Raw genomic sequence first — 17,965 nt, forward strand, 5'->3', positions numbered from 1 at the left:
TCGCCACAAGCTCCGCTGTCATCGCCCCGCCTTGTGCGCAATTGCGCACTGGGGCGGGCGATCCAGTATTCCAGAGACGGTGCTTGAGCCGAGAAGCCGCGGCGTACTGGATGCCCGCCTTCGCGGGGCATGACACCGAGGGCGTAGTGAGAGCGCGCGTACTCCGCACTCTCGCTCACCTCAATAATCCACCTTCACCAGATACAGCCCCTCAGGCGGCGCGACGATGCCGCAGGCGGCGCGGCTGCGGGCCTCTAGCGCTGCGGAGAGATCGTCCGCGGTCCAGCGGCCTTCGCCGACCCAGACCAGCGAGCCCACCATCGAGCGCACCTGACTGTGTAGGAACGAGCGCGCCGACGTGACGATGGTGATCTCGCGCCCATCGCGCAGCACATCGAGCTGATCGAGCGTCTTCTCGGGCGATTTCGCCTGGCACTCGGTGTCGCGAAAGGTCGTGAAGTCGTGCTTGCCGAGCAGGCGCTGCGCCGCTGCATGCATCGCGTCGGCATCGAGCCGCCGCGGCACGCGCCAGGCATGGCCGATATCGAGCGCGAGATTGGCGCGGGTGTTGATGACGCGGTAGCGATAATGGCGCTTCACGGCCGAGAAGCGCGCTTCGAACGTGTCGGGCACGATCTCGGCCTCGAGCACCGCAATCGGATGCGGGCGCAGATGCGCGTTCAGCCCGTCACGAAAACGGCCCGGCGGAAATTGCTTCTCGATGTCGACATGCGCAACCTGGCCGCGCGCATGCACGCCGGCATCCGTGCGGCCGGCGCCATGCACCCGCAGATCCGCGCCGGTCATCGCCTTCACCGCCGCTTCCAGCGCACCCTGCACCGAGGGCAGCGTGTCCTGGACCTGCCAGCCGAAGAACGGCGCGCCGTCATATTCGATGGTGAGCTTGTAGCGGGGCATCAGATGAGCCGCATGGGCGGCTCGACCTTCACGCCGCGCAAGAAGTCCACCGCCTGCATCCGGGCCTTGCCTTCGCGCTGCAGCTCGAGGATGCGGATCGCACCCTCGCCGCAGGCGATGGTGAGCTGGCCATCGAGCACCTCGCCCGGCGCACCGGCGCCCTTTGCGAGCTCACAGCGCAAAATTTTTACGCGCGCATTCTCCGTAATACCGGCGAGCTCTGCCCAGGCGCCGGGAAACGGCGACAGGCCGTGGATGTGGCGCAGCACCGCGTGCGCGGACTTGCTCCAGTCGATCCGCGCCTCCGCCTTGTCGATCTTGGCGGCATAGGTGACCCCGTCCTCGCTCTGTTTTTTGAGCTGGAGCGCGCTGCGGTCGAGCGCGGCCATCGCGCGCACCATCAGATCGGCACCAAGCCGGGACAGGCGATCGTGCAGATCGAGCGCGGTCATATTGTCGGTGATCGCGAGCCGCTCGGCCATGGCGACGTCGCCAGTGTCGAGACCGACATCCATCTTCATCACCATCACGCCACTCTCGGCATCGCCGGCCATGATCGCGCGGTTGATGGGCGCCGCGCCGCGCCAGCGCGGCAGCAGCGAGGCGTGAAGGTTGTAGCAGCCGAGCTTTGGCGCATCGAGGATCGCCTGCGGCAGGATCATGCCGTAGGCGACGACGACGGCGGCATCGGCGTCAAACGCGCTAAACGCGTCGAGCGCTTCCTGCGTCTTCAGCGTCTTCGGCGTCAGCACGGGCACGCCGAGCTTTCGCGCAGCCTCTTCAACCGGGGTTGGCTGCAATTGCAGCCCGCGCCGGCCGCCCGGCTTCGGCGCGCGGGTATAGACGGCCACGATCTCGTGGCCGTGCGCGACGAGCGCGAGCAGCGTCGGCACGGAGAAATCGGGCGTGCCCATGAAGATCAGGCGGAGGGGCATCGACGGAGAACCTTACTCCGCGCGCTTGGCGGCTTTCTCGAACTTCTTGATCACGCGGTCGCGCTTGAGCTTTGAGAGATAGTCGACGAACAGCACGCCGTTGAGATGGTCGATTTCGTGCTGGATGCAGGTGGCGTAGAGGCCTTCGGCATCCTCCTCGTGCACCTTGCCGTCCAGATCCGTGAAACGCACGCGCACTTTCGCCGGCCTCTCGACTTCCTCGTAATATTCGGGGATCGACAGGCAGCCTTCCTCGTAGACCGACAGATCCTCGGACGACGCGATGATCTCGGGATTGATGAAGACGCGTGGCTCCGGCTTGGTCTCGCCGTCCTGGTTGGGCTTGGCGAGGTCCATGGTGATCAGCCGTAGCGGCTGCGCAATCTGGATCGCCGCCAGGCCAATGCCGGGCGCGTCGTACATGGTTTCGAACATGTCATCGGCAAGCTTGCGGATCTCCGGCGTGACCTTCTCGATCGGCTTGGAGACCAGACGCAGCTGCTTGTCGGGCAGGATGATGATTTCTCTGAGGGCCATGGCGGGCGATTTAAGCCGCGCGCGACAAGCGGTCAATGCGGCCGGGAACGCGTTAACACTCCGCTAACCATAAAACTTGTTTCGTTAATCATAAAAATTAGGGGTCGATTAACCATAAATGTTCGCTATTCGTTCGTATGACCTGGCGAATCGGCTAGAAGGGCTGGCATGAACGAGATCATTTTCATGCTTGGCGACTGGCCGCTGCGTACACTCGATGCGCTGATCGGCTTCGGCGCCCTGGTCCTCATCCTGCTGATCATCATTGCGGTCGTGATCGCGCGGTCCGGGCGGCGCGGCGCGGAACTCGCGATGGCGAGCGCCATCCGCGCCGACGAGCTGGAGGAGCGCCTCAGCCAGGTCCTGCACGCCCAGAGCGAGGCCGCCGGCCGAGCCGACGCCATGACCCAGGCACTGGCCGGCCGCCAGGCCGAGATGGCCCGGGCGGTCAACGAGCGGCTGGATTCGGTGACCCATCGGGTCGGCCAGTCCATGGAACACTCGACCCGCAACACCATGGAGAGCCTGCGCGCGCTGCACGAGCGGCTCGGCATCATCGACAACGCGCACAAGAACCTCACCGACCTCACCACGCAGGTGACGACGTTGCGCGACGTGCTCGCCAACAAGCAGTCGCGCGGCGCCTTTGGCCAGGCGCGGATGGAGGCGATCGTCCAGGACGGCCTGCCGAAGGGGGCTTACGAATTCCAGTTCACGCTCTCGACCGGAAAGCGGCCCGATTGCGTCGTGTTCCTGCCCGACAAGCGCCCGCTCTGTATCGACGCAAAATTTCCGCTGGAGGCGATGACCGCGCTGCACGACGCCCGCACCGACGAGGAGAAGCGCGCCGCCACGCAGCGGCTGCGCGGCGACGTGATGAAGCATGTCAGCGACATCGCGGAAAAATACCTCGTCACCGGCGAGACCCAGGAAATGGCGCTGATGTTCGTGCCATCGGAATCGGTCTACGCTGAGATCCATGATGGTTTCGACGACGTGATCCAGAAGGCCTATCGCGCCAAGGTCGTGCTGGTGTCGCCCTCGCTGCTGATGCTCGCGATCCAGGTGATGCAGCAGATCATGAAGGACGCGCGCATGCGCGACGCCGCCGACCAGATCCAGACCGAGGTGATCAAGCTCGGCGACGATCTCGGCCGCCTGCGCGACCGCGTGCTGAAACTGCAGAAGCACTTTGCCGACGCGAACGAGGACGTCCGCCAGATCCTGATCTCCGCCGACAAGATCGAGAAGCGCGCAGGGCGAATCGAGGAGCTCGATTTCAGCAAGACCGACGCGCCCGCGGACGGCCCGCGGCTGGTGGCGTCAGGCGCGGCCGAGTTGTTTCCGAGGAAGCTCCAGGCGGGGGAGTGAGATTGAGGCGCACTGTCATGCCCCGCGAAGGCGGGTATCCAGTACGCTGGGACGGCTGTGGTTGAATCCAGACGCCGGTGGGTACTGGATCGTCCGCCTTCGCGGACGATGACACCGAGAAGGCGACGACACCTCCCTCGTGGCCCCCAGAATCTGCTAACACCTTCCCATGACCGCACCCGACGCGACCTCGCCCGCCGGAACTGATGCCCCCGCGACCTCCTGGCACGACAGCCTGGCTGTTTACCTGCAACCGCGGGTGCTGATCGTGCTGTTCCTCGGCTTCTCCTCGGGGCTGCCGCTGGCACTGTCGGGGTCGACGCTGCTGGTGTGGATGCGCGAGGCCGGCGTCGATCTCAAGACCATCGGACTGTTTGCGCTGGTCGGCACGCCCTACACGCTGAAATTCCTCTGGGCGCCGCTGGTGGACGCGCTGCATGTGCCGCTGTTCACCCGCGCCTTTGGCCGGCGGCGCGGCTGGCTGCTGTTCTCGCAATTGCTGCTGATCATCGCGATCCTGCTGCTGGCGATGACCGATCCCGCGCGCTCGCCGTTCTACGTCGCACTCGGTGCGCTCTTGGTGGCAACGACCTCGTCGACGCAGGACATCGTGGTCGACGCCTTCCGCGTCGAGAGCCTGCCCGAGAGCGAGCAGGCCGCCGGCATGGCCGCCTACGTCGCGGCTTACCGCATCGGCATGCTGGTCTCGACTGCCGGGGCGCTGTTCATGGTCTCCGGCTTCGAGAGCACCGGCATCACGCGCAGCTCGGCCTGGATGTGGGGCTATGTGGTGATGGCGTCGATGGTGCTGATCGGAACGATCACGGCACTCGTGGCGACCGAGCCCGAGCCATCGGTACGGGCGGAAGCTGCGACGCACGAAGAGTCCGCATTCACGCGCGTGCTGCACGCGGCGATCGGCGCCTTCTCCGAATTCCTGTCGCGCAAGGACGCGCTCGCGGCGCTCGCCTTCGTCGTGCTGTTCAAATTCACGGACGCGTTCTCGGGCACCATGACCGCGCCGTTCGTGATCGACCTCGGCTTCACCCGCAACGACTATGCGGCGATCGTGAAGGGCGTCGGCCTCGCCGCGACCCTGATCGGCGGCTTTGCCGGCGGTTTTGTCGCGCGGCGTTACTCGCTGGCGACTTCGCTCTGGATCGGCGGCGTGGTGCAGGCGCTGGCCAATTTGACCTTCTCCTGGCTCGCCATAGTCGGCACCAATCAATGGGCACTGGCGCTCGCGATCTGCGCCGAGAATTTCACCAGCGCCATCGGCACCGTGATCTTCGTCGCCTATCTCTCGGCGCTGTGCCAGAACCCGCTGCACACGGCGACACAATATGCGCTGCTCACCGCGCTTGCAGCGGTGGGGCGGACCTATCTGTCGTCAGGGGCCGGTTTCGTGGCGGATACGACCGGCTGGCCGCTGTTCTTTGTGATCTGCGTGCTGGTGGCGATCCCGAGCCTGGTGCTGCTGACCTGGTTGCAGAAGCGCGGGCATTTTGAGGCGCTGGGGCCGGTGCGGGTGTAGAGCCGCGCCCTCCTACTTCCTCACCAAACTCCACTTCGTGATCACGGCCTCGCTCATCTGGCCGGGATCGCTGGCGCAGGCGACCTCGTCGACCTTGACCGAGATCTCCTTGCCGGCGAACGATTTCAGCTGCGCGGCTTGCGCGTCGCCGTTGGGAACGAGCTGGAAGGTCTCAGGCCCGGTCTCGAGATCGCACAGCCCGTTCGGCGCCGGCAGGCGGCGCGGCTCGGAGGTGATCTGGTACATCGCAATCCGCTTGCCGGCGTTCTTGACGTCGCGCACTTTCATGGCGTTCAGCTCGCCCGAGAGCACCTCGCCGGCGCCGATCGGCTTGCCGGGCTTCGAGGGCAGCGGCGCCTCGCCGTCCTGCTGCGCGGCGATGGCCGGGGTCACCAGCAGCAGCATCGTCGCGACCAAAGCCGATCGTGTGGCGAATCGTTTCGTCATGTCGTCCGTTCCGTCAAGTCTGGATGGCTAGAACAGGGTCCGCTGCCGCATCGCGGCCGATAGCGTGCCCTCATCGAGATAATCAAGCTCGCCACCAACAGGCACACCATGGGCCAGCCGGGTTACTTTTACGTTGGCGTCCTGAAGCAGGTCGGTGATGTAATGCGCGGTGGTCTGGCCGTCGACGGTCGCATTCAGCGCCAGGATGATTTCGTGCACCTCGGCCGCATGCGCACGCGCGACCAGCGCGTCGATGGTGAGGTCCTGCGGCCCGACACCGTCGAGCGGCGACAAGGTCGCGCCCAGCACGTGGTAGCGCCCTTGGGTCGCATTGGCCCGCTCCAGCGCCCAGAGATCGGCGACGTCGGCCACAACGACGATGATGGCGGGATCGCGCTTCGGATCGGTGCAGACGGTGCAGGGATTCTGCGTGTCGATGTTGCCGCAGGTCTTGCAGACTTGCACCTTATCGAGGGCGACCTGCAGGGCCGAGGATAGCGGCATCATCAGCGCTTCGCGCTTCTTGATCAGATGCAGCGCCACGCGTCGCGCGGAGCGCGGGCCCAGGCCCGGCAGCCGTGCGAGAAGCTGGACCAGCCGCTCGATTTCGGGACCTGCAACCGCGCCCATATTACTGGCCGAGCAGCCCCGGCGGCAGGCCGAGCCCGCCGGTGAGCGACTGCATCTTCTCCTGCATCGCGGTCTCCGCCTTGCGGCGAGCATCACCGAGCGCGGTCACGAGCAGATCTTCCAGCACCTCGCGCTCTTCGGCCTTCATCAGCGAGGGATCGATCTTGACGCCCTTGACGTCCATCTTCGCGGTCATGCGCACGGCGACGAGACCGCCGCCGGAGATGCCCTCGACCTCCACATTGGCGAGCTGCTCCTGCATCTCCTGCATCTTGGATTGCAGCTGCGCCGCCTGCTTCATCATGCCGAGAAAATCAGCCATGGTTGCTTGTCCTTAAAACTGGCTCAGAGATCGTCGTCGGCGTCGGAACCGTCGGGCGGATCATCAGAGCCATAGTCGGCGTTAATATTGGATTCCGGCGCCTCGGGGGCAAGCCTGCGGACCTCGACGACCTTCGCACCGGGGAAGCGCGACAGCACCTCCTGCACGCGCGGATCGGCCTCGGCGGTGCGCGCATGTTCCTGCTTGGCGGCCTGGCTCACCGAACGCAGCGTCGCCTGGCCCTGCTCGTTGGAAACAATGATGGTCCAGCGGCGGCCGGTCCACAACTCGAATTTTCGCGCGAGCTCGGAGATCATCGTTTTCGACGCGTTCGGCTCGAGCGCGACTTCCAGCCGGCCCTCCTCGAAACGGACGAGGCGCATCTCGCCTTCGAGCGCGCCCTTGGTCATGAGGTCGCGCTTCTGCCCAGCGAGCGCAACGAGCTGGGTGAAGCTGGTGACGCGGAGCTGGGGTGCGACAGCTTGCGGATCCGGCGCGGGCGCCGCCATCTGCGGCCGGGCGCCGCCGCCGAACGCAGTCGGCGATGAGGTCGGCATGCGAACCGGCGCAGCAGAGGTCACGGACGCCGCTGAGGATATTGGTGCCGCCGGCGCGCCGCTGCGCGCAGCACCGCCGCCGCTCACGACCGGCGAACCGCCGCCGTTCTGCTCCAGCATCCTGATCGCTTCGTCCGGCGTCGGCAGGTCGGCGACATAGGCGATGCGCACCAGCACCATCTCGGCGGCGGCAGCAGGGCGCGTCGCGGCCTGCACCTCGGTGATGCCCTTGAGCAGCATCTGCCACATCCGCGACAGCACGCGCATCGAGATCTTCGCGGCGAAATCCTTCGCGCGCACGCGCTCGGTCTCGCCATAGGCGGCATTGTCGGCGGTCGCCGGCACGATCTTCACGCGGGTGACGAAATTGACGAATTCGGCGAGGTCCGAAAGCACGACGATGGGATCGGCGCCGACGTCGTACTGATCGCGGAACTCCTTGAACGCGGCCGCGATATCACCGCGCGCCAGCGAATCGAAGAGGTCGATCACACGAGTACGATCGGCAAGCCCCAGCATCTGCCTGACCGCATCGGCCTTCACGGTGCCTGCCGCATGCGCGATCGCCTGGTCGAGCAGCGACAGCGAGTCGCGCACCGAGCCTTCGGCGGCGCGCGCGATGATGCCGAGCGCTTCGGGCTCGATCTCGACGTTTTCCTTCGCAGCAATATTGGCGAGATGCTTCATCAGCACGTCGGCCTCGACCCGGCGCAGGTCAAAGCGCTGGCAGCGCGACAGCACCGTGACCGGAACCTTGCGGATCTCCGTCGTGGCGAACACGAACTTGGCGTGCTCCGGCGGTTCCTCCAGCGTCTTCAGGAAGGCGTTGAAGGCCGCCGTCGACAGCATGTGGACTTCGTCGATGATGTAGACCTTGTAGCGGGCACTGGCCGGGGCATAGCGCACGCTATCATTGATCTGGCGGACGTCGTCGACGCCGGTATGTGATGCCGCGTCCATCTCCAGCACGTCCATGTGCCGGCTTTCCATGATCGCCTGGCAATGCACGCCCAGCGTCGGCATGCGGATGGTCGGCCCCTTCACCGAGCCGTCCGGCACCTCGTAGTTGAGCGCACGGGCCAGAATGCGCGCGGTGGTGGTCTTGCCGACACCGCGGACGCCGGTGAGAATCCAGGCCTGCGGAATCCGCCCGGTCTCGAACGCATTGGAGACGGTGCGGACCACGGCCTCCTGGCCGATCAGATCGTCAAAGCTTGAGGGGCGGTATTTGCGCGCCAGCACCCGGTAAGGTGCGTTGCCGGCCTGGCCGGCGCTGTCGGGATTGGGAGGGGCGCCAGCGTCGGTCATCGGTCGATCCGCAATGAAATGTCTCTCGGCCGGCTTTTGCGGAAACGAGCGCGCTGGCGGGAAGCCCGCCGGCGCAATTTGCTCGAAAAAACAGGTAGGAGACTGACGAGCGACCCGATCCGGACCTCGTTAGGGCTGCTTCCTTCCGGACCTGACCCGGTTGGCGAGTGGCTCGTCCACCGCCAATCTCCCGGTCCCTATTTGGGGCCAAAAGGTCGGGAAAGCAAGCGGGTATCACCCCGAACGACCACGGCTTGCCCAGCATCCGGGCAATTCCCCGGCTGCCCAGCCGATAGGCTGTGCTTTCACTGCTTGAGGCGCCTTGGTAAGAACGCTCAGCTGAACCCCTTCCAACCAGAAAAGCGATTGATCCCAATGGTTACACGTCGTGATGTTGCATCGATCGTCGGACTTGGCGCCATCGGCGCAGTGACCGCGGGCGCGCTGGCCTCTCCGGCCGTGGCCCAGGCCGCCGATCCCAACGAATCGACCTTTGCCCGCATCCGCCGCACCAAGAAGATGCGGATCGGCGCGGTCGGCGGCGGCGCGCCCTATTACATGAAGGACCTTGCCAGCGGTCAGTGGAAGGGTTTTTACGTCGACATCGCCAAGGCGCTCGCCGACGACATGGAAGCCGAGCTCGAGATCACCGAGACCACCTGGGGCAATTCGGTGCTCGATCTCCAGTCCAACAAGATCGACATCTTCTTCGGTCTCAACCCGACGCCGAAGCGTGCGCTGGTGGTCGACTTCTCGGTGCCGGTCTTCAACAACGCCTTCGGCATCCTCTGCAAGAAGGATTTCAAGCCGAAGAGCTGGGCCGAGCTGAATTCGCCTGACATCAAGATCGCAGTCGACCAGGGCTCGTCGCACGACCAGGTCGTCAGCCGCCTGACGCCGAAGGCGCAGATCTCGCGGCTGAAGACCGCAGACGACGCCACCGCCGCGCTGCAGACCGGACGCGTTGACGCACAGTGCCTGATCACCATGCTGTCGCTGACCGTGCTGAAAAAGAACCCCTCGCTCGGTCAGTTCGTGCTGCCGACGCCGATCTTCGCCACGACGTCGAATGCCGGCTTCCGCCGCGAGAACGACAAGACCTTCCGCGACTATGTCAACACATGGATCGACTTCAACAAGGGCCTCGGCTTCATCCGCAACGCGATCATCACCAACATGGAGCTGGTCGGCGTGACGGAGGCCGACATTCCGCCGGGCGTTTCGTTGTAAGTATGTCTGGGCGTGCTGCATCGACAGGAGCGGTGCGCTCCCTCGCCCGCTTGCGGGAAAGGGTTGGGGAGAGGGTATCTCCACCATGAAGAACCCCAATGAGGAGAGAGCCCTCACCCGCGTCGCATCTTCGATGCGACACGACCTCTCCCGCAAGCGGGAGAGGTAAAGCAAGTAGGCACGCATGTATCAGTGGGACTTCGGCATCCTCTGGAGCTATCGCTGGCTCTTTCTCAACGGGCTCGGCGTCACCGTCGGCTTCACCGTCGTCATCGTGGTGCTCGGACTGGTGTTCGGTCTGTTCGGCGCATTCGGTACCCTGTCGCGCTTCAAGACGGTGCGTCTGATCGCCCTCACCTTCATCGAGGCATTCCGCTGCACGCCGATCCTGGTGCAGCTGATCTGGTTCTATTATGCGCTGCCGATCCTGGCGGGTGTCGAGATGACCCCGATCACGGCGTCGGCGCTGGCGCTCTCGCTCTATGGTGGCTCGTTTTACTCGGAGATCATCCGCGGCGGCATCATCTCGATCGACCGCGGTCAGACCGAAGCCGGCGCGGCGCTCGGCATGACGCCGGGGCAGAGCATGCGCCGCATCGTGCTGCCGCAGGCGATCAAGCGCATGATCCCGGCGCTGATGAACCAGTCGATCATCCAGTTCAAGAACACCTCGCTGGTCTCGGTGCTCGCGGTGCCTGATCTGGTCTATCAAAGCCAGGTCGCGGCCCATGACAGCTACCGGCCGCTGGAAACCTACACCGCCGTCGCGGTCGCCTATGCCGCGATCCTGATCCCGCTCACCATCATCGTCCGCCGCGGCGAGAAGCGACTGGCGGTCGGCGAATGAGCGACACGTCGAAAATCGAGATCCGTGGCCTGCGCAAGAGCTTCGGCAGCAACGAGGTCCTGAAGAACATCAGCCTCGATGTTGCCAAGGGCGGCGTCGTCGCACTGATCGGGCCGTCCGGCTCGGGCAAGTCTACCCTGCTCCGCTGCATCAATCTGCTGGTCGCACCCGATGGCGGCAGCGTCCGGGTCGGCGATACACGCTTTGCATTCGGCGATGGTTCGAAACTGCCCGACGTAAAGGCACTCGCGAGATTCCGCGCCTCCACCGGCATGGTGTTCCAGCACTTCAATCTCTTCCCGCACATGACGACGCTCCAGAACGTGATGGAGGGGCCGGTCACGGTGCGCCGTATGGCCAAGGCTGACGCCGAAAGGCTCGCACGTGCCCAGCTCGCCAAAGTGGGCCTTGCGGAGAAGGCCGACCAATACCCGGCAACGCTCTCCGGCGGCCAGAAGCAGCGCGTCGCGATCGCGCGCGCGCTGGCGATGGAGCCGGATGTCATGCTGTTCGACGAAGCCACCTCGGCACTTGATCCCGAACTCGTCGGCGAGGTGCTGAACGTGATCCAGCAGCTGGCCTCCGAGGGCATGACCATGGTGATCGTGACCCATGAGATCGCGTTCGCGCGCGAGGTCGCCGACCGCCTCATCTTCATGCGCGACGGCGTCGTGGTCGAGGAAGGCCCGGCGCGGCAGGTGATCGACAATCCGCAAGCTACCGCGACGCGCGCCTTCCTCAGCCATTTCCACCGCACCGGCGCGCTGCCGCCGGCCACCGCGACACCGTGATGCCCGATATCGACCGCGTCTATCTCGTCACCGGTGCCGCCAGCGGCATCGGTCGCGCCACTGCAAAATTGCTCGCCGCCCCTGGCGTCGCGCTTCTGCTGCACACGCGCGCGAATGCGGAAGGCCTCGACGCCACCGCTGCGGACACCGAGGCGAAGGGCGCCGTGGTGGCAAAATGCCTCGGCGATCTCGCCGAGGAGGCTGTCGTCACTGATGCCATCGCCGCCACGCAACGCGCTTTCGGCCGGCTCGACGGATTGATCCTCGTCGGCGGACACGCCCGTCGTGGCAGCGCCATCGGCACGCCGGCCGATCAGTTTCGCCAGGCGATGGACGAATCTGCGCTGGCCTTTACACGTCTCGTCGAAGCCGCGCTGCCGCTGCTGCGCGCCGGGCAAGATCCACGGATCGTCGCGGTGTCGTCCTTTGTGGCACATGCGATCCGGCCCGAATTCGCGCCCTTTGCCGCCACTGCCGCGAGCCGCGCCGCGCTGGAAGCGCTGGTGCGGCTGACCGCGAACGAGCTTGGGAAGGACGGCATCACCGTCAACGCGGTCGCGCCGGGCCTCATCGTCAAGGACAAACCCAGCGAGAGCCGGCTGTCGCCCGAACAGATCGCCGCGACCGAGGCGCTGATCCCGATGCGCCGGCGCGGGCGGCCGGAAGAGGTCGCCGAGATCATCGCCTTCCTGGCGTCGCCCAAAGCATCCTACGTCACCGGCCAGATCTGGCACGTCAATGGAGGCCTGACATGATCGAAGCGACCGTCGAACGTCTCCGCCTGTTCCTGATCGAGAGCCCGATCAAGATGGCGCGCCTGCAAGGTGTCGGCAACGTCAAGGGCACGGTGAAGCGCGTGCTGGTCGAGCTGACGTCCAGCGACGGCGTGATTGGCTGGGGCGAGGCGGCGCCGTGGGAGGTGTTCACGGGAACGCCTGAAGCGGCGTTCTCGGCGCTCGACATCTATCTGCGGCCGATTCTGCTCGGCAAGTCCGTGCGCCGCATTCGCGCGCTGATGGCGGAGCTCGACCGCGCGCTGGTCGGCCATGCCGAGGCCAAAGTCGCGATCGAAATGGCGCTGCTCGACATCGTCGGCAAGTCATCAGGGCTGTCGGTCGCCGACCTGCTCGGCGGCCGCGTGCGCGACACGATCCCGCTGTCGTTCTCGATCGCCGATCCCGATTTCGCCGCCGATCTCGAACGCATGCGAAAAATGGTTCCGGACGGCAACGTGATCTACAAGGTCAAGACCGGCGTAAAACCGCATCGCGAGGACCTCGATCACCTCGCGGCGATCCGCAAAGAATTCGGCGACAAGATCGATTTGCGTGTCGACTACAATCAGGCGCTGGCGCCGTTCGGTGCGATCAAGATCCTGCGCGATGTCGAGGAGTTCGCACCGACCTTCATCGAGCAGCCGGTGCCGCGCAAATTTCTCGACGTGATGGCGCAGCTCACCGCCGCGCTGGAAACGCCCGTGCTCGCCGACGAAAGCTGTTTCGATCGCCGCGACATGATGGAGGTGGTGCGCCGCGAAGCGGCCGATGCCGTCTCGATCAAGCTGATGAAGGCCGGCGGCCTGTTCGAGGCGCAGGCGATCATGGCGATCGCCGACATCGCCGGCCTGCCCGGCTATGGCGGCACGCTGTGGGAGGGCGGCATTGGACTAGCCGCCGGCACGCAGCTGATCGCGGCGACGCCGGGCATCTCGCTCGGCTGCGAGTTTTATATGCCGCATCATGTGCTGACCGAGGACGTGCTCGAGGAGCGGGTCGCGAACCGCGGAGGTCACGTTGTCGTGCCCGATGGCCCCGGCCTCGGCATTCGCGTCAGTGAGGCCTCGGTTCGCGCCAATGCGCGGGTGCTGGCAGAGGCCTAGATTCTGTCATTTGGGGGCGCGCGCAGCGCACCTGGAATGCCGACCGCGTATGCGGCTCCGATCCTTCCCCTATCGGAATCGGTATCGTATGGTCCCGCCAAACGTGCCCGCCCCCGGGCAATCTGGAAACGCATATGTCCGATCCCGCCTGGTCGCTGCACTCCCGCCTGAAAGAGGACACCATCGACATCGGCGATTTGCCGCTGTCGAAAGTGCTCGTCATCAAGGATGCGCACTATCCCTGGCTGCTGCTGGTGCCGCGGCGCACAGACGCGGTCGAGATCATCGACCTCGACGAGGTGCAGCAGGCGCAATTGATGACCGAGATCTCCCGCGTCTCGCGCGCGCTGAAGGAGATCACCAAATGCGACAAGCTCAACGTCGCAGCGCTCGGCAATCTCGTGCCGCAGCTTCACGTTCACATTATCGCGCGCCGGACGAGTGACGCTGCCTGGCCGCGGCCGGTCTGGGGCGTGATGCCGCCTCTGGCGCATGACGCCACTGAGGTACAGAATTTCATCAGCGCGCTTCGCCGAAAAATCTGGTTGGGTTGAAAGAACAAGAAATGTCAGCATTCGACTCGTTTCCGCTGGGGCAACCGGCCTTCGTCACCAATGTCCTCGACCGCGCCGCGCATTTGCGCCGTGACGACGAACAGCTGTTTGCGATGGAACAAAGATCATCGTCGCGCGCCTATGTCGTCTATCGCGATTCGCTGCTGGTGAAGCACGAGGGCGACAAGACGCGCGCGCTGCTCTCGATCGACGAGGCGCTGAAATGCGGCGCCAATCCCGGCACGATCTTTCTGGGCTTGCGCGACGACGCCGCGATCTTCGGCATGGGCCTGGCACAGGCCGCCGCCGAGAAGCTGATCGGCCGCGAGGATTACACTGTCACCGAGCTGCGCGGCATGGCGATGCAGGGCGCAATCCCGTCCAACGAGCTCTCGGCGGTCGCGATGGCGAAGTCGATGGTCGGCTGGCACCAGCGCCACGGCTATTGCGCCAATTGCGGCACCCGCAGCGCGATGAAGGAAGGCGGCTGGAAGCGCGAGTGCCCTGCGTGCAAGGCCGAGCATTTTCCGCGCACCGACCCGGTCGTGATCATGCACGTCTCTTCCGGTGACAAATGCCTGCTCGGCCGTCAGAAGCAGTTTCCGCCGGGCATGTATTCCTGCCTCGCCGGCTTCGTCGAGGCCGCCGAGACCATTGAGGACGCGGTGCGCCGTGAAATCCTGGAAGAGTCAGGCATTCGCTGCACCGACGTGCAGTATTACATGACCCAGCCCTGGCCCTATCCGTCGTCGCTGATGATCGGCTGCAGCGCGCGGGCCTTGAACGAGGACGTCGTCGTTGATCGCTCCGAGCTCGAGGATGCGCGCTGGTTCACGCGCGAAGAGGCGGCGCTGATGCTGACCCGGACCCATCCCGACGGGCTCGCCGGCCCGCACCCCTTCGCCATCGCGCATCATCTGCTCGGCCGCTGGGTGCACAACAAGAGCTGACCGCGATGGCTGTATCAGGGATCGCGCCGCGCATCCTCTGCATCGGCATTCCCGTGCGCGACCTCACCTTTCGGGTCGAAGCCGTGCCGGAGCGCGGCAGCAAGGCGAATGCCAGCCACCTCGCGGAGATCTGCGGCGGCAACGCGCTCAATGCCGCGATCGCAATGGCGCGGCTCGGCGGATGCGTCGCGTTTGCGGGGCCGATGGGCGATGCGCGGGAGACGTCGAGCAGCTTCATTCTCGAGCGGATGGCGGCCGAGGGCATCGACATCAGCCATATCGTACGCATGCCGGATGTGGCCACGCCCGTCTCTGCGATCATCATCGACGCGACCGGCGAGCGAACACTGACGATCTTTCGCGATCCCGCGCTGTGGACCGCGAAGCTGTCAGATGCAGACGAGCTCCTCGCCGATTGTCAGGCTGTCCTCGTCGAAAGCCGCTGCGGCGCCTTCTGCATCGATCTCTGCGCCGAGGCGCGCCGGCGGGGCATTCCCGTCATCGTCGGCGTCGATCGCGCGATGGCGCTGACTGATGGCCTGCTCACGGCCGCCTCGCATCTGCTGTTTTCCAGCGAGCAGCTACAGGAGACCGCCGGCGTCGCTGACGACGGCGCGGCCTTGAAACGTCTGGCCGGGCTGACATCCGCCTTCGTCGCCGCCACCCGCGGCCCCCATGGCACGATCTGGCTGAACGACGCGGGCACGCTGGAGGAGACGCCGGCCTTCCCGGTCGAGGCCGTCGACACGCTCGGGGCCGGCGACGTCTTCCACGGCGCCTTCACGCTTCGGCTTGCCGAGGGAGGCGGCGTACGCGAGGCGCTGCGATTCGCCGCGGCCGCAGCGGCCCTGAAATGCACCCGCCATGGCGGCGGCCAAGCCGCTGCACAACGCATTGAAGTTGAAGGATTTTTACGAGCCAGGCTTTAGAGCCATTCTGTCTTCCTGCCGAGATTATGGACTTGCGATAGAAGATTTTGCTATATATGAGGTATATCAACCCTCTTTATGGAACAAAGTTCTTCAAATGACCGATGTCGCTGTCCAACTCCCTGAGACCAGCCGCCGCCTTGACGCCATCGACCGCAAGATCCTGATGGTACTCCAGGAGGATGCCTCTCTGTCCGTTGCCGAAATCGGCGACCGCGTCGGGCTGTCCTCGACCCCCTGCTGGAAGCGCATCCAGCGCCTGGAGGCCGATGGCGTAATCCTGAAGCGGGTGGCGCTGGTCGATCAGAACAAGATCGGGCTCGGCATCTCCGTGTTCGTGTCGGTGGAGAGCTCGGATCATTCCGACGCCTGGCTGAAGAAATTCGCCGAAGCGGTCAGCGCCATGCCCGAGGTGATGGAATTCTATCGCATGGCCGGCGACGTCGATTACATGCTGCGCGTCGTGGTCGCCGACATGCAGGCCTATGACATCTTCTACAAGAAGCTGATCAGCGCCGTGCCGCTGAAGAACGTCACCTCGCGCTTCGCGATGGAGAAGATCAAGTCAGTGACCGCGCTACCGATCCCGGCCGTGGTCGCGGCGTAAGTCTCACCACACGGAAGCCGTCATCGCCCGGTCAAGCCGGTCAAGCCGGGGCATGACAGTGGAGAGGGAGGGATAGATCACGCCTCCCTTGAGCCGTTCAAATCTTCTGATTGTACTCACCAACTTCCGGATGGGTGCGCAGCACGCTGTTCACCATCTCGAACATGTCGTGCATGCGCTGCTCGGAGACCGGGCTCTCGACCACGACCACGAGCTCGGGCTTGTTCGACGAAGCGCGCACCAGGCCCCAGCTGCCGTCCTCGACCGTGACGCGCACGCCGTTGACGGTGACGAGATCGCGGATCGCCTGGCCGCCGATCTTGGCGCCCTTGGCCTGCAGGCCCTCAAAATGCTTCACCACCTGGTCGATGACACCATACTTGGTCTCGTCGGCGCAATGCGGCGACATGGTCGGCGACGACCAGGTCTTCGGCAGCGCGTTATTCAGATCGGCCATCGACTTGCCGGGCGCGCGGTCGAGCATGTCGCAGATCGCGAGCGCCGACACCAGGCCGTCGTCATAGCCGCGTCCATACGGCTTGTTGAAGAAGAAATGGCCTGATTTCTCGAAGCCCGCGAGCGCGCCGGTCTCGTTGGTGCGGCGTTTCATGTAGGAATGGCCGGTCTTCCAATAGGCGGTTTTGGCGCCCTGCTTCTGCAGGATCGGATCGGTGATGAACAGGCCGGTCGACTTCACGTCGACGATGAAATGCGCATCCTTGTGGATCGCCGACATGTCGCGCGCCAGCATCACGCCGACCTTGTCGGCAAAGATCTCCTCGCCGGTGTTGTCGACGACGCCGCAGCGGTCGCCGTCGCCGTCGAAGCCGAGGCCGACATCGGCCTTGTGATGCAGCACCGCATCGCGGATCGCGTGCAGCATCTCCATGTCCTCAGGATTCGGATTGTATTTCGGGAAGGTGTGATCGAGCTCGGTGTCGAGCGGGATCACCTCGCAACCGATCGCTTCCAGCACCTGCGGCGCGAACGCGCCGGCGGTGCCATTGCCGCAGGCCGCGACGACCTTGAGCTTGCGCTTGAGCTTCGGGCGGTTGGTGAGGTCGGTGATGTAGCGCGCCGGATAATTCTCGTGGAACTGGTAGGCGCCGCCTGCCTTGTTCTTGAATTCGGCGTTGAGCACGATCTCCTTCAGCCGCGTCATCTCATCAGGACCGAAGGTCAGCGGGCGATTGGCGCCCATCTTCACGCCGGTCCAGCCATTGTCGTTGTGAGAGGCCGTGACCATGGCGACACAGGGCACGTCGAGATCGAACTGCGCGAAATAGGCCATCGGCGTCACCGCAAGGCCGATGTCGTGCACCTTGCAACCGGCGGCCATCAGGCCGGAGATCAGCGCATATTTGATCGACGCCGAATAGCCGCGGAAATCATGCCCGGTGACGATCTCCTGCTTGACGCCGAGCTCGGCGATCAGCGCTCCCAGGCCCATGCCCAGCGCCTGCACACCCATCAGGTTGATTTCCTTCTGGAACAACCAGCGCGCGTCGTATTCGCGAAAACCGGTGGGCTTCACCATCGGCTCGGATTCGAAGGCGTAGGTGTTGGGCAACAAGACGGATTTCGGCTTGGGAAACATTGAGACAATCTCGTGAAATGGG

At 64.8% G+C, this 17,965-nt stretch carries 19 protein-coding genes and 1 other RNA gene; 11 read left to right on the forward strand and 9 right to left on the reverse strand.

Translation table 11 applies throughout. From position 1 onward, the window contains the following. Positions 1-180: 180 nt before the first annotated feature. From truA to def, 3 genes are read right to left on the reverse strand one after another with little or no spacing between them, the layout of a single operon-like run. Positions 181-918 (reverse strand): tRNA pseudouridine(38-40) synthase TruA, encoded by a 738-nt coding sequence (truA, locus tag JJC00_RS35515; RefSeq protein ID WP_200470369.1) that lies wholly within the window; start codon positions 916-918, stop codon positions 181-183. Beyond that, on the reverse strand, positions 918-1,853 hold the full coding sequence (gene fmt, locus JJC00_RS35520; RefSeq protein WP_200470370.1) for a methionyl-tRNA formyltransferase: 936 nt from the start codon (positions 1,851-1,853) through the stop codon (positions 918-920). The genes truA and fmt overlap by 1 nt, the downstream gene beginning before the upstream one ends. Positions 1,854-1,865: 12 nt before the next feature. Continuing rightward, entirely contained in the window at positions 1,866-2,390 is a 525-nt protein-coding gene (gene def / locus JJC00_RS35525) for a peptide deformylase (RefSeq protein WP_200470371.1), read from the reverse strand. 168 nt (positions 2,391-2,558) lie between these two features. On the opposite strand from def, the gene JJC00_RS35530 reads away from it, so the two are divergent. Together JJC00_RS35530 and JJC00_RS35535 are read left to right on the forward strand one after the other, a co-directional pair. Continuing rightward, the gene (locus tag JJC00_RS35530) at positions 2,559-3,761 is read left to right on the forward strand and encodes a DNA recombination protein RmuC (protein WP_200470372.1); all 1,203 of its coding nucleotides are present in this window, start codon (positions 2,559-2,561) and stop codon (positions 3,759-3,761) included. 169 nt (positions 3,762-3,930) lie between these two features. Further along, on the forward strand, positions 3,931-5,295 hold the full coding sequence (locus JJC00_RS35535) for an AmpG family muropeptide MFS transporter (RefSeq protein WP_200470373.1): 1,365 nt from the start codon (positions 3,931-3,933) through the stop codon (positions 5,293-5,295). Between the two features lie 12 nt (positions 5,296-5,307). Here the strand turns inward: JJC00_RS35535 and JJC00_RS35540 are convergent, their stop codons facing one another. From JJC00_RS35540 to ffs, 5 genes are all read right to left on the reverse strand, one after another. Beyond that, a complete protein-coding gene (locus JJC00_RS35540; protein WP_200470374.1) occupies positions 5,308-5,742 on the reverse strand; it encodes a hypothetical protein in 435 nt (144 codons plus the stop codon). Between the two features lie 27 nt (positions 5,743-5,769). Further along, on the reverse strand, positions 5,770-6,372 hold the full coding sequence (gene recR / locus JJC00_RS35545; RefSeq protein ID WP_200470375.1) for a recombination mediator RecR: 603 nt from the start codon (positions 6,370-6,372) through the stop codon (positions 5,770-5,772). Between the two features lies 1 nt (position 6,373). Continuing rightward, positions 6,374-6,694, reverse strand: a complete 321-nt coding sequence (locus tag JJC00_RS35550; RefSeq protein ID WP_200470376.1) for a YbaB/EbfC family nucleoid-associated protein — start codon at positions 6,692-6,694, stop codon at positions 6,374-6,376. A 23-nt stretch (positions 6,695-6,717) separates the two neighbouring features. Then, complete coding sequence (locus JJC00_RS35555) at positions 6,718-8,559, reverse strand: DNA polymerase III subunit gamma/tau (RefSeq protein ID WP_200470377.1); 1,842 nt, start codon at positions 8,557-8,559, stop codon at positions 6,718-6,720. 94 nt (positions 8,560-8,653) lie between these two features. Continuing rightward, positions 8,654-8,750: signal recognition particle sRNA small type (gene ffs, locus JJC00_RS35560), an RNA gene on the reverse strand. 184 nt (positions 8,751-8,934) lie between these two features. Between ffs and JJC00_RS35565 the strand changes: the two genes are divergently transcribed. The 9 genes from JJC00_RS35565 to JJC00_RS35605 all read left to right on the forward strand — a co-directional run bounded on the left by JJC00_RS35565 (position 8,935) and on the right by JJC00_RS35605 (position 16,346). After that, entirely contained in the window at positions 8,935-9,789 is an 855-nt protein-coding gene (locus JJC00_RS35565; protein ID WP_200470378.1) for a transporter substrate-binding domain-containing protein, read from the forward strand. Between the two features lie 184 nt (positions 9,790-9,973). Further along, on the forward strand, positions 9,974-10,636 hold the full coding sequence (locus JJC00_RS35570) for an amino acid ABC transporter permease (protein ID WP_200470379.1): 663 nt from the start codon (positions 9,974-9,976) through the stop codon (positions 10,634-10,636). Further along, on the forward strand, positions 10,633-11,427 hold the full coding sequence (locus tag JJC00_RS35575) for an amino acid ABC transporter ATP-binding protein (RefSeq protein ID WP_200470380.1): 795 nt from the start codon (positions 10,633-10,635) through the stop codon (positions 11,425-11,427). The genes JJC00_RS35570 and JJC00_RS35575 overlap by 4 nt, the downstream gene beginning before the upstream one ends. Then, positions 11,427-12,182: an SDR family NAD(P)-dependent oxidoreductase gene (locus JJC00_RS35580; protein ID WP_200470381.1), complete on the forward strand. Its 756-nt coding sequence runs from the start codon at positions 11,427-11,429 to the stop codon at positions 12,180-12,182. Before JJC00_RS35575 ends, JJC00_RS35580 begins: the two co-directional genes overlap by 1 nt. Next, complete coding sequence (locus tag JJC00_RS35585) at positions 12,179-13,306, forward strand: muconate cycloisomerase family protein (protein ID WP_200470382.1); 1,128 nt, start codon at positions 12,179-12,181, stop codon at positions 13,304-13,306. The genes JJC00_RS35580 and JJC00_RS35585 overlap by 4 nt, the downstream gene beginning before the upstream one ends. A 134-nt stretch (positions 13,307-13,440) precedes the next feature. Next, a complete protein-coding gene (locus JJC00_RS35590) occupies positions 13,441-13,860 on the forward strand; it encodes an HIT domain-containing protein (protein WP_200470383.1) in 420 nt (139 codons plus the stop codon). An 11-nt stretch (positions 13,861-13,871) separates the two neighbouring features. Next, the gene (gene nudC / locus JJC00_RS35595; protein WP_200470384.1) at positions 13,872-14,810 is read left to right on the forward strand and encodes an NAD(+) diphosphatase; all 939 of its coding nucleotides are present in this window, start codon (positions 13,872-13,874) and stop codon (positions 14,808-14,810) included. A gap of 5 nt (positions 14,811-14,815) precedes the next feature. Further along, positions 14,816-15,739, forward strand: coding sequence for a sugar kinase (locus JJC00_RS35600; protein ID WP_200470385.1), 924 nt, complete (start codon positions 14,816-14,818; stop codon positions 15,737-15,739). Positions 15,740-15,836: 97 nt separating this feature from the next. Beyond that, entirely contained in the window at positions 15,837-16,346 is a 510-nt protein-coding gene (locus JJC00_RS35605) for an Lrp/AsnC family transcriptional regulator (protein ID WP_200470386.1), read from the forward strand. A 97-nt stretch (positions 16,347-16,443) separates the two neighbouring features. On the opposite strand, the gene JJC00_RS35610 is transcribed toward JJC00_RS35605, so the two are convergent. After that, positions 16,444-17,943 (reverse strand): phosphomannomutase/phosphoglucomutase, encoded by a 1,500-nt coding sequence (locus tag JJC00_RS35610; RefSeq protein ID WP_200470387.1) that lies wholly within the window; start codon positions 17,941-17,943, stop codon positions 16,444-16,446. Between the last annotated feature and the right edge of the window lie 22 nt (positions 17,944-17,965).

It is taken from the genome of Bradyrhizobium diazoefficiens (assembly GCF_016616885.1).
Classification (GTDB): domain Bacteria; phylum Pseudomonadota; class Alphaproteobacteria; order Rhizobiales; family Xanthobacteraceae; genus Bradyrhizobium; species Bradyrhizobium diazoefficiens_F.

What these genes read in the sequence shown, in the direction of transcription:
- truA (WP_200470369.1), bottom strand. Translation starts at nt 918, where the DNA reads ATGCCCCGCTACAAGCTCACCATCGAATATGACGGCGCGCCGTTCTTC.
- fmt (WP_200470370.1), bottom strand. Translation starts at nt 1,853, where the DNA reads ATGCCCCTCCGCCTGATCTTCATGGGCACGCCCGATTTCTCCGTGCCG.
- def (WP_200470371.1), bottom strand. Translation starts at nt 2,390, where the DNA reads ATGGCCCTCAGAGAAATCATCATCCTGCCCGACAAGCAGCTGCGTCTG.
- JJC00_RS35530 (WP_200470372.1), top strand. Translation starts at nt 2,559, where the DNA reads ATGAACGAGATCATTTTCATGCTTGGCGACTGGCCGCTGCGTACACTC.
- JJC00_RS35535 (WP_200470373.1), top strand. Translation starts at nt 3,931, where the DNA reads ATGACCGCACCCGACGCGACCTCGCCCGCCGGAACTGATGCCCCCGCG.
- JJC00_RS35540 (WP_200470374.1), bottom strand. Translation starts at nt 5,742, where the DNA reads ATGACGAAACGATTCGCCACACGATCGGCTTTGGTCGCGACGATGCTG.
- recR (WP_200470375.1), bottom strand. Translation starts at nt 6,372, where the DNA reads ATGGGCGCGGTTGCAGGTCCCGAAATCGAGCGGCTGGTCCAGCTTCTC.
- JJC00_RS35550 (WP_200470376.1), bottom strand. Translation starts at nt 6,694, where the DNA reads ATGGCTGATTTTCTCGGCATGATGAAGCAGGCGGCGCAGCTGCAATCC.
- JJC00_RS35555 (WP_200470377.1), bottom strand. Translation starts at nt 8,559, where the DNA reads ATGACCGACGCTGGCGCCCCTCCCAATCCCGACAGCGCCGGCCAGGCC.
- JJC00_RS35565 (WP_200470378.1), top strand. Translation starts at nt 8,935, where the DNA reads ATGGTTACACGTCGTGATGTTGCATCGATCGTCGGACTTGGCGCCATC.
- JJC00_RS35570 (WP_200470379.1), top strand. Translation starts at nt 9,974, where the DNA reads ATGTATCAGTGGGACTTCGGCATCCTCTGGAGCTATCGCTGGCTCTTT.
- JJC00_RS35575 (WP_200470380.1), top strand. Translation starts at nt 10,633, where the DNA reads ATGAGCGACACGTCGAAAATCGAGATCCGTGGCCTGCGCAAGAGCTTC.
- JJC00_RS35580 (WP_200470381.1), top strand. Translation starts at nt 11,427, where the DNA reads ATGCCCGATATCGACCGCGTCTATCTCGTCACCGGTGCCGCCAGCGGC.
- JJC00_RS35585 (WP_200470382.1), top strand. Translation starts at nt 12,179, where the DNA reads ATGATCGAAGCGACCGTCGAACGTCTCCGCCTGTTCCTGATCGAGAGC.
- JJC00_RS35590 (WP_200470383.1), top strand. Translation starts at nt 13,441, where the DNA reads ATGTCCGATCCCGCCTGGTCGCTGCACTCCCGCCTGAAAGAGGACACC.
- nudC (WP_200470384.1), top strand. Translation starts at nt 13,872, where the DNA reads ATGTCAGCATTCGACTCGTTTCCGCTGGGGCAACCGGCCTTCGTCACC.
- JJC00_RS35600 (WP_200470385.1), top strand. Translation starts at nt 14,816, where the DNA reads ATGGCTGTATCAGGGATCGCGCCGCGCATCCTCTGCATCGGCATTCCC.
- JJC00_RS35605 (WP_200470386.1), top strand. Translation starts at nt 15,837, where the DNA reads ATGACCGATGTCGCTGTCCAACTCCCTGAGACCAGCCGCCGCCTTGAC.
- JJC00_RS35610 (WP_200470387.1), bottom strand. Translation starts at nt 17,943, where the DNA reads ATGTTTCCCAAGCCGAAATCCGTCTTGTTGCCCAACACCTACGCCTTC.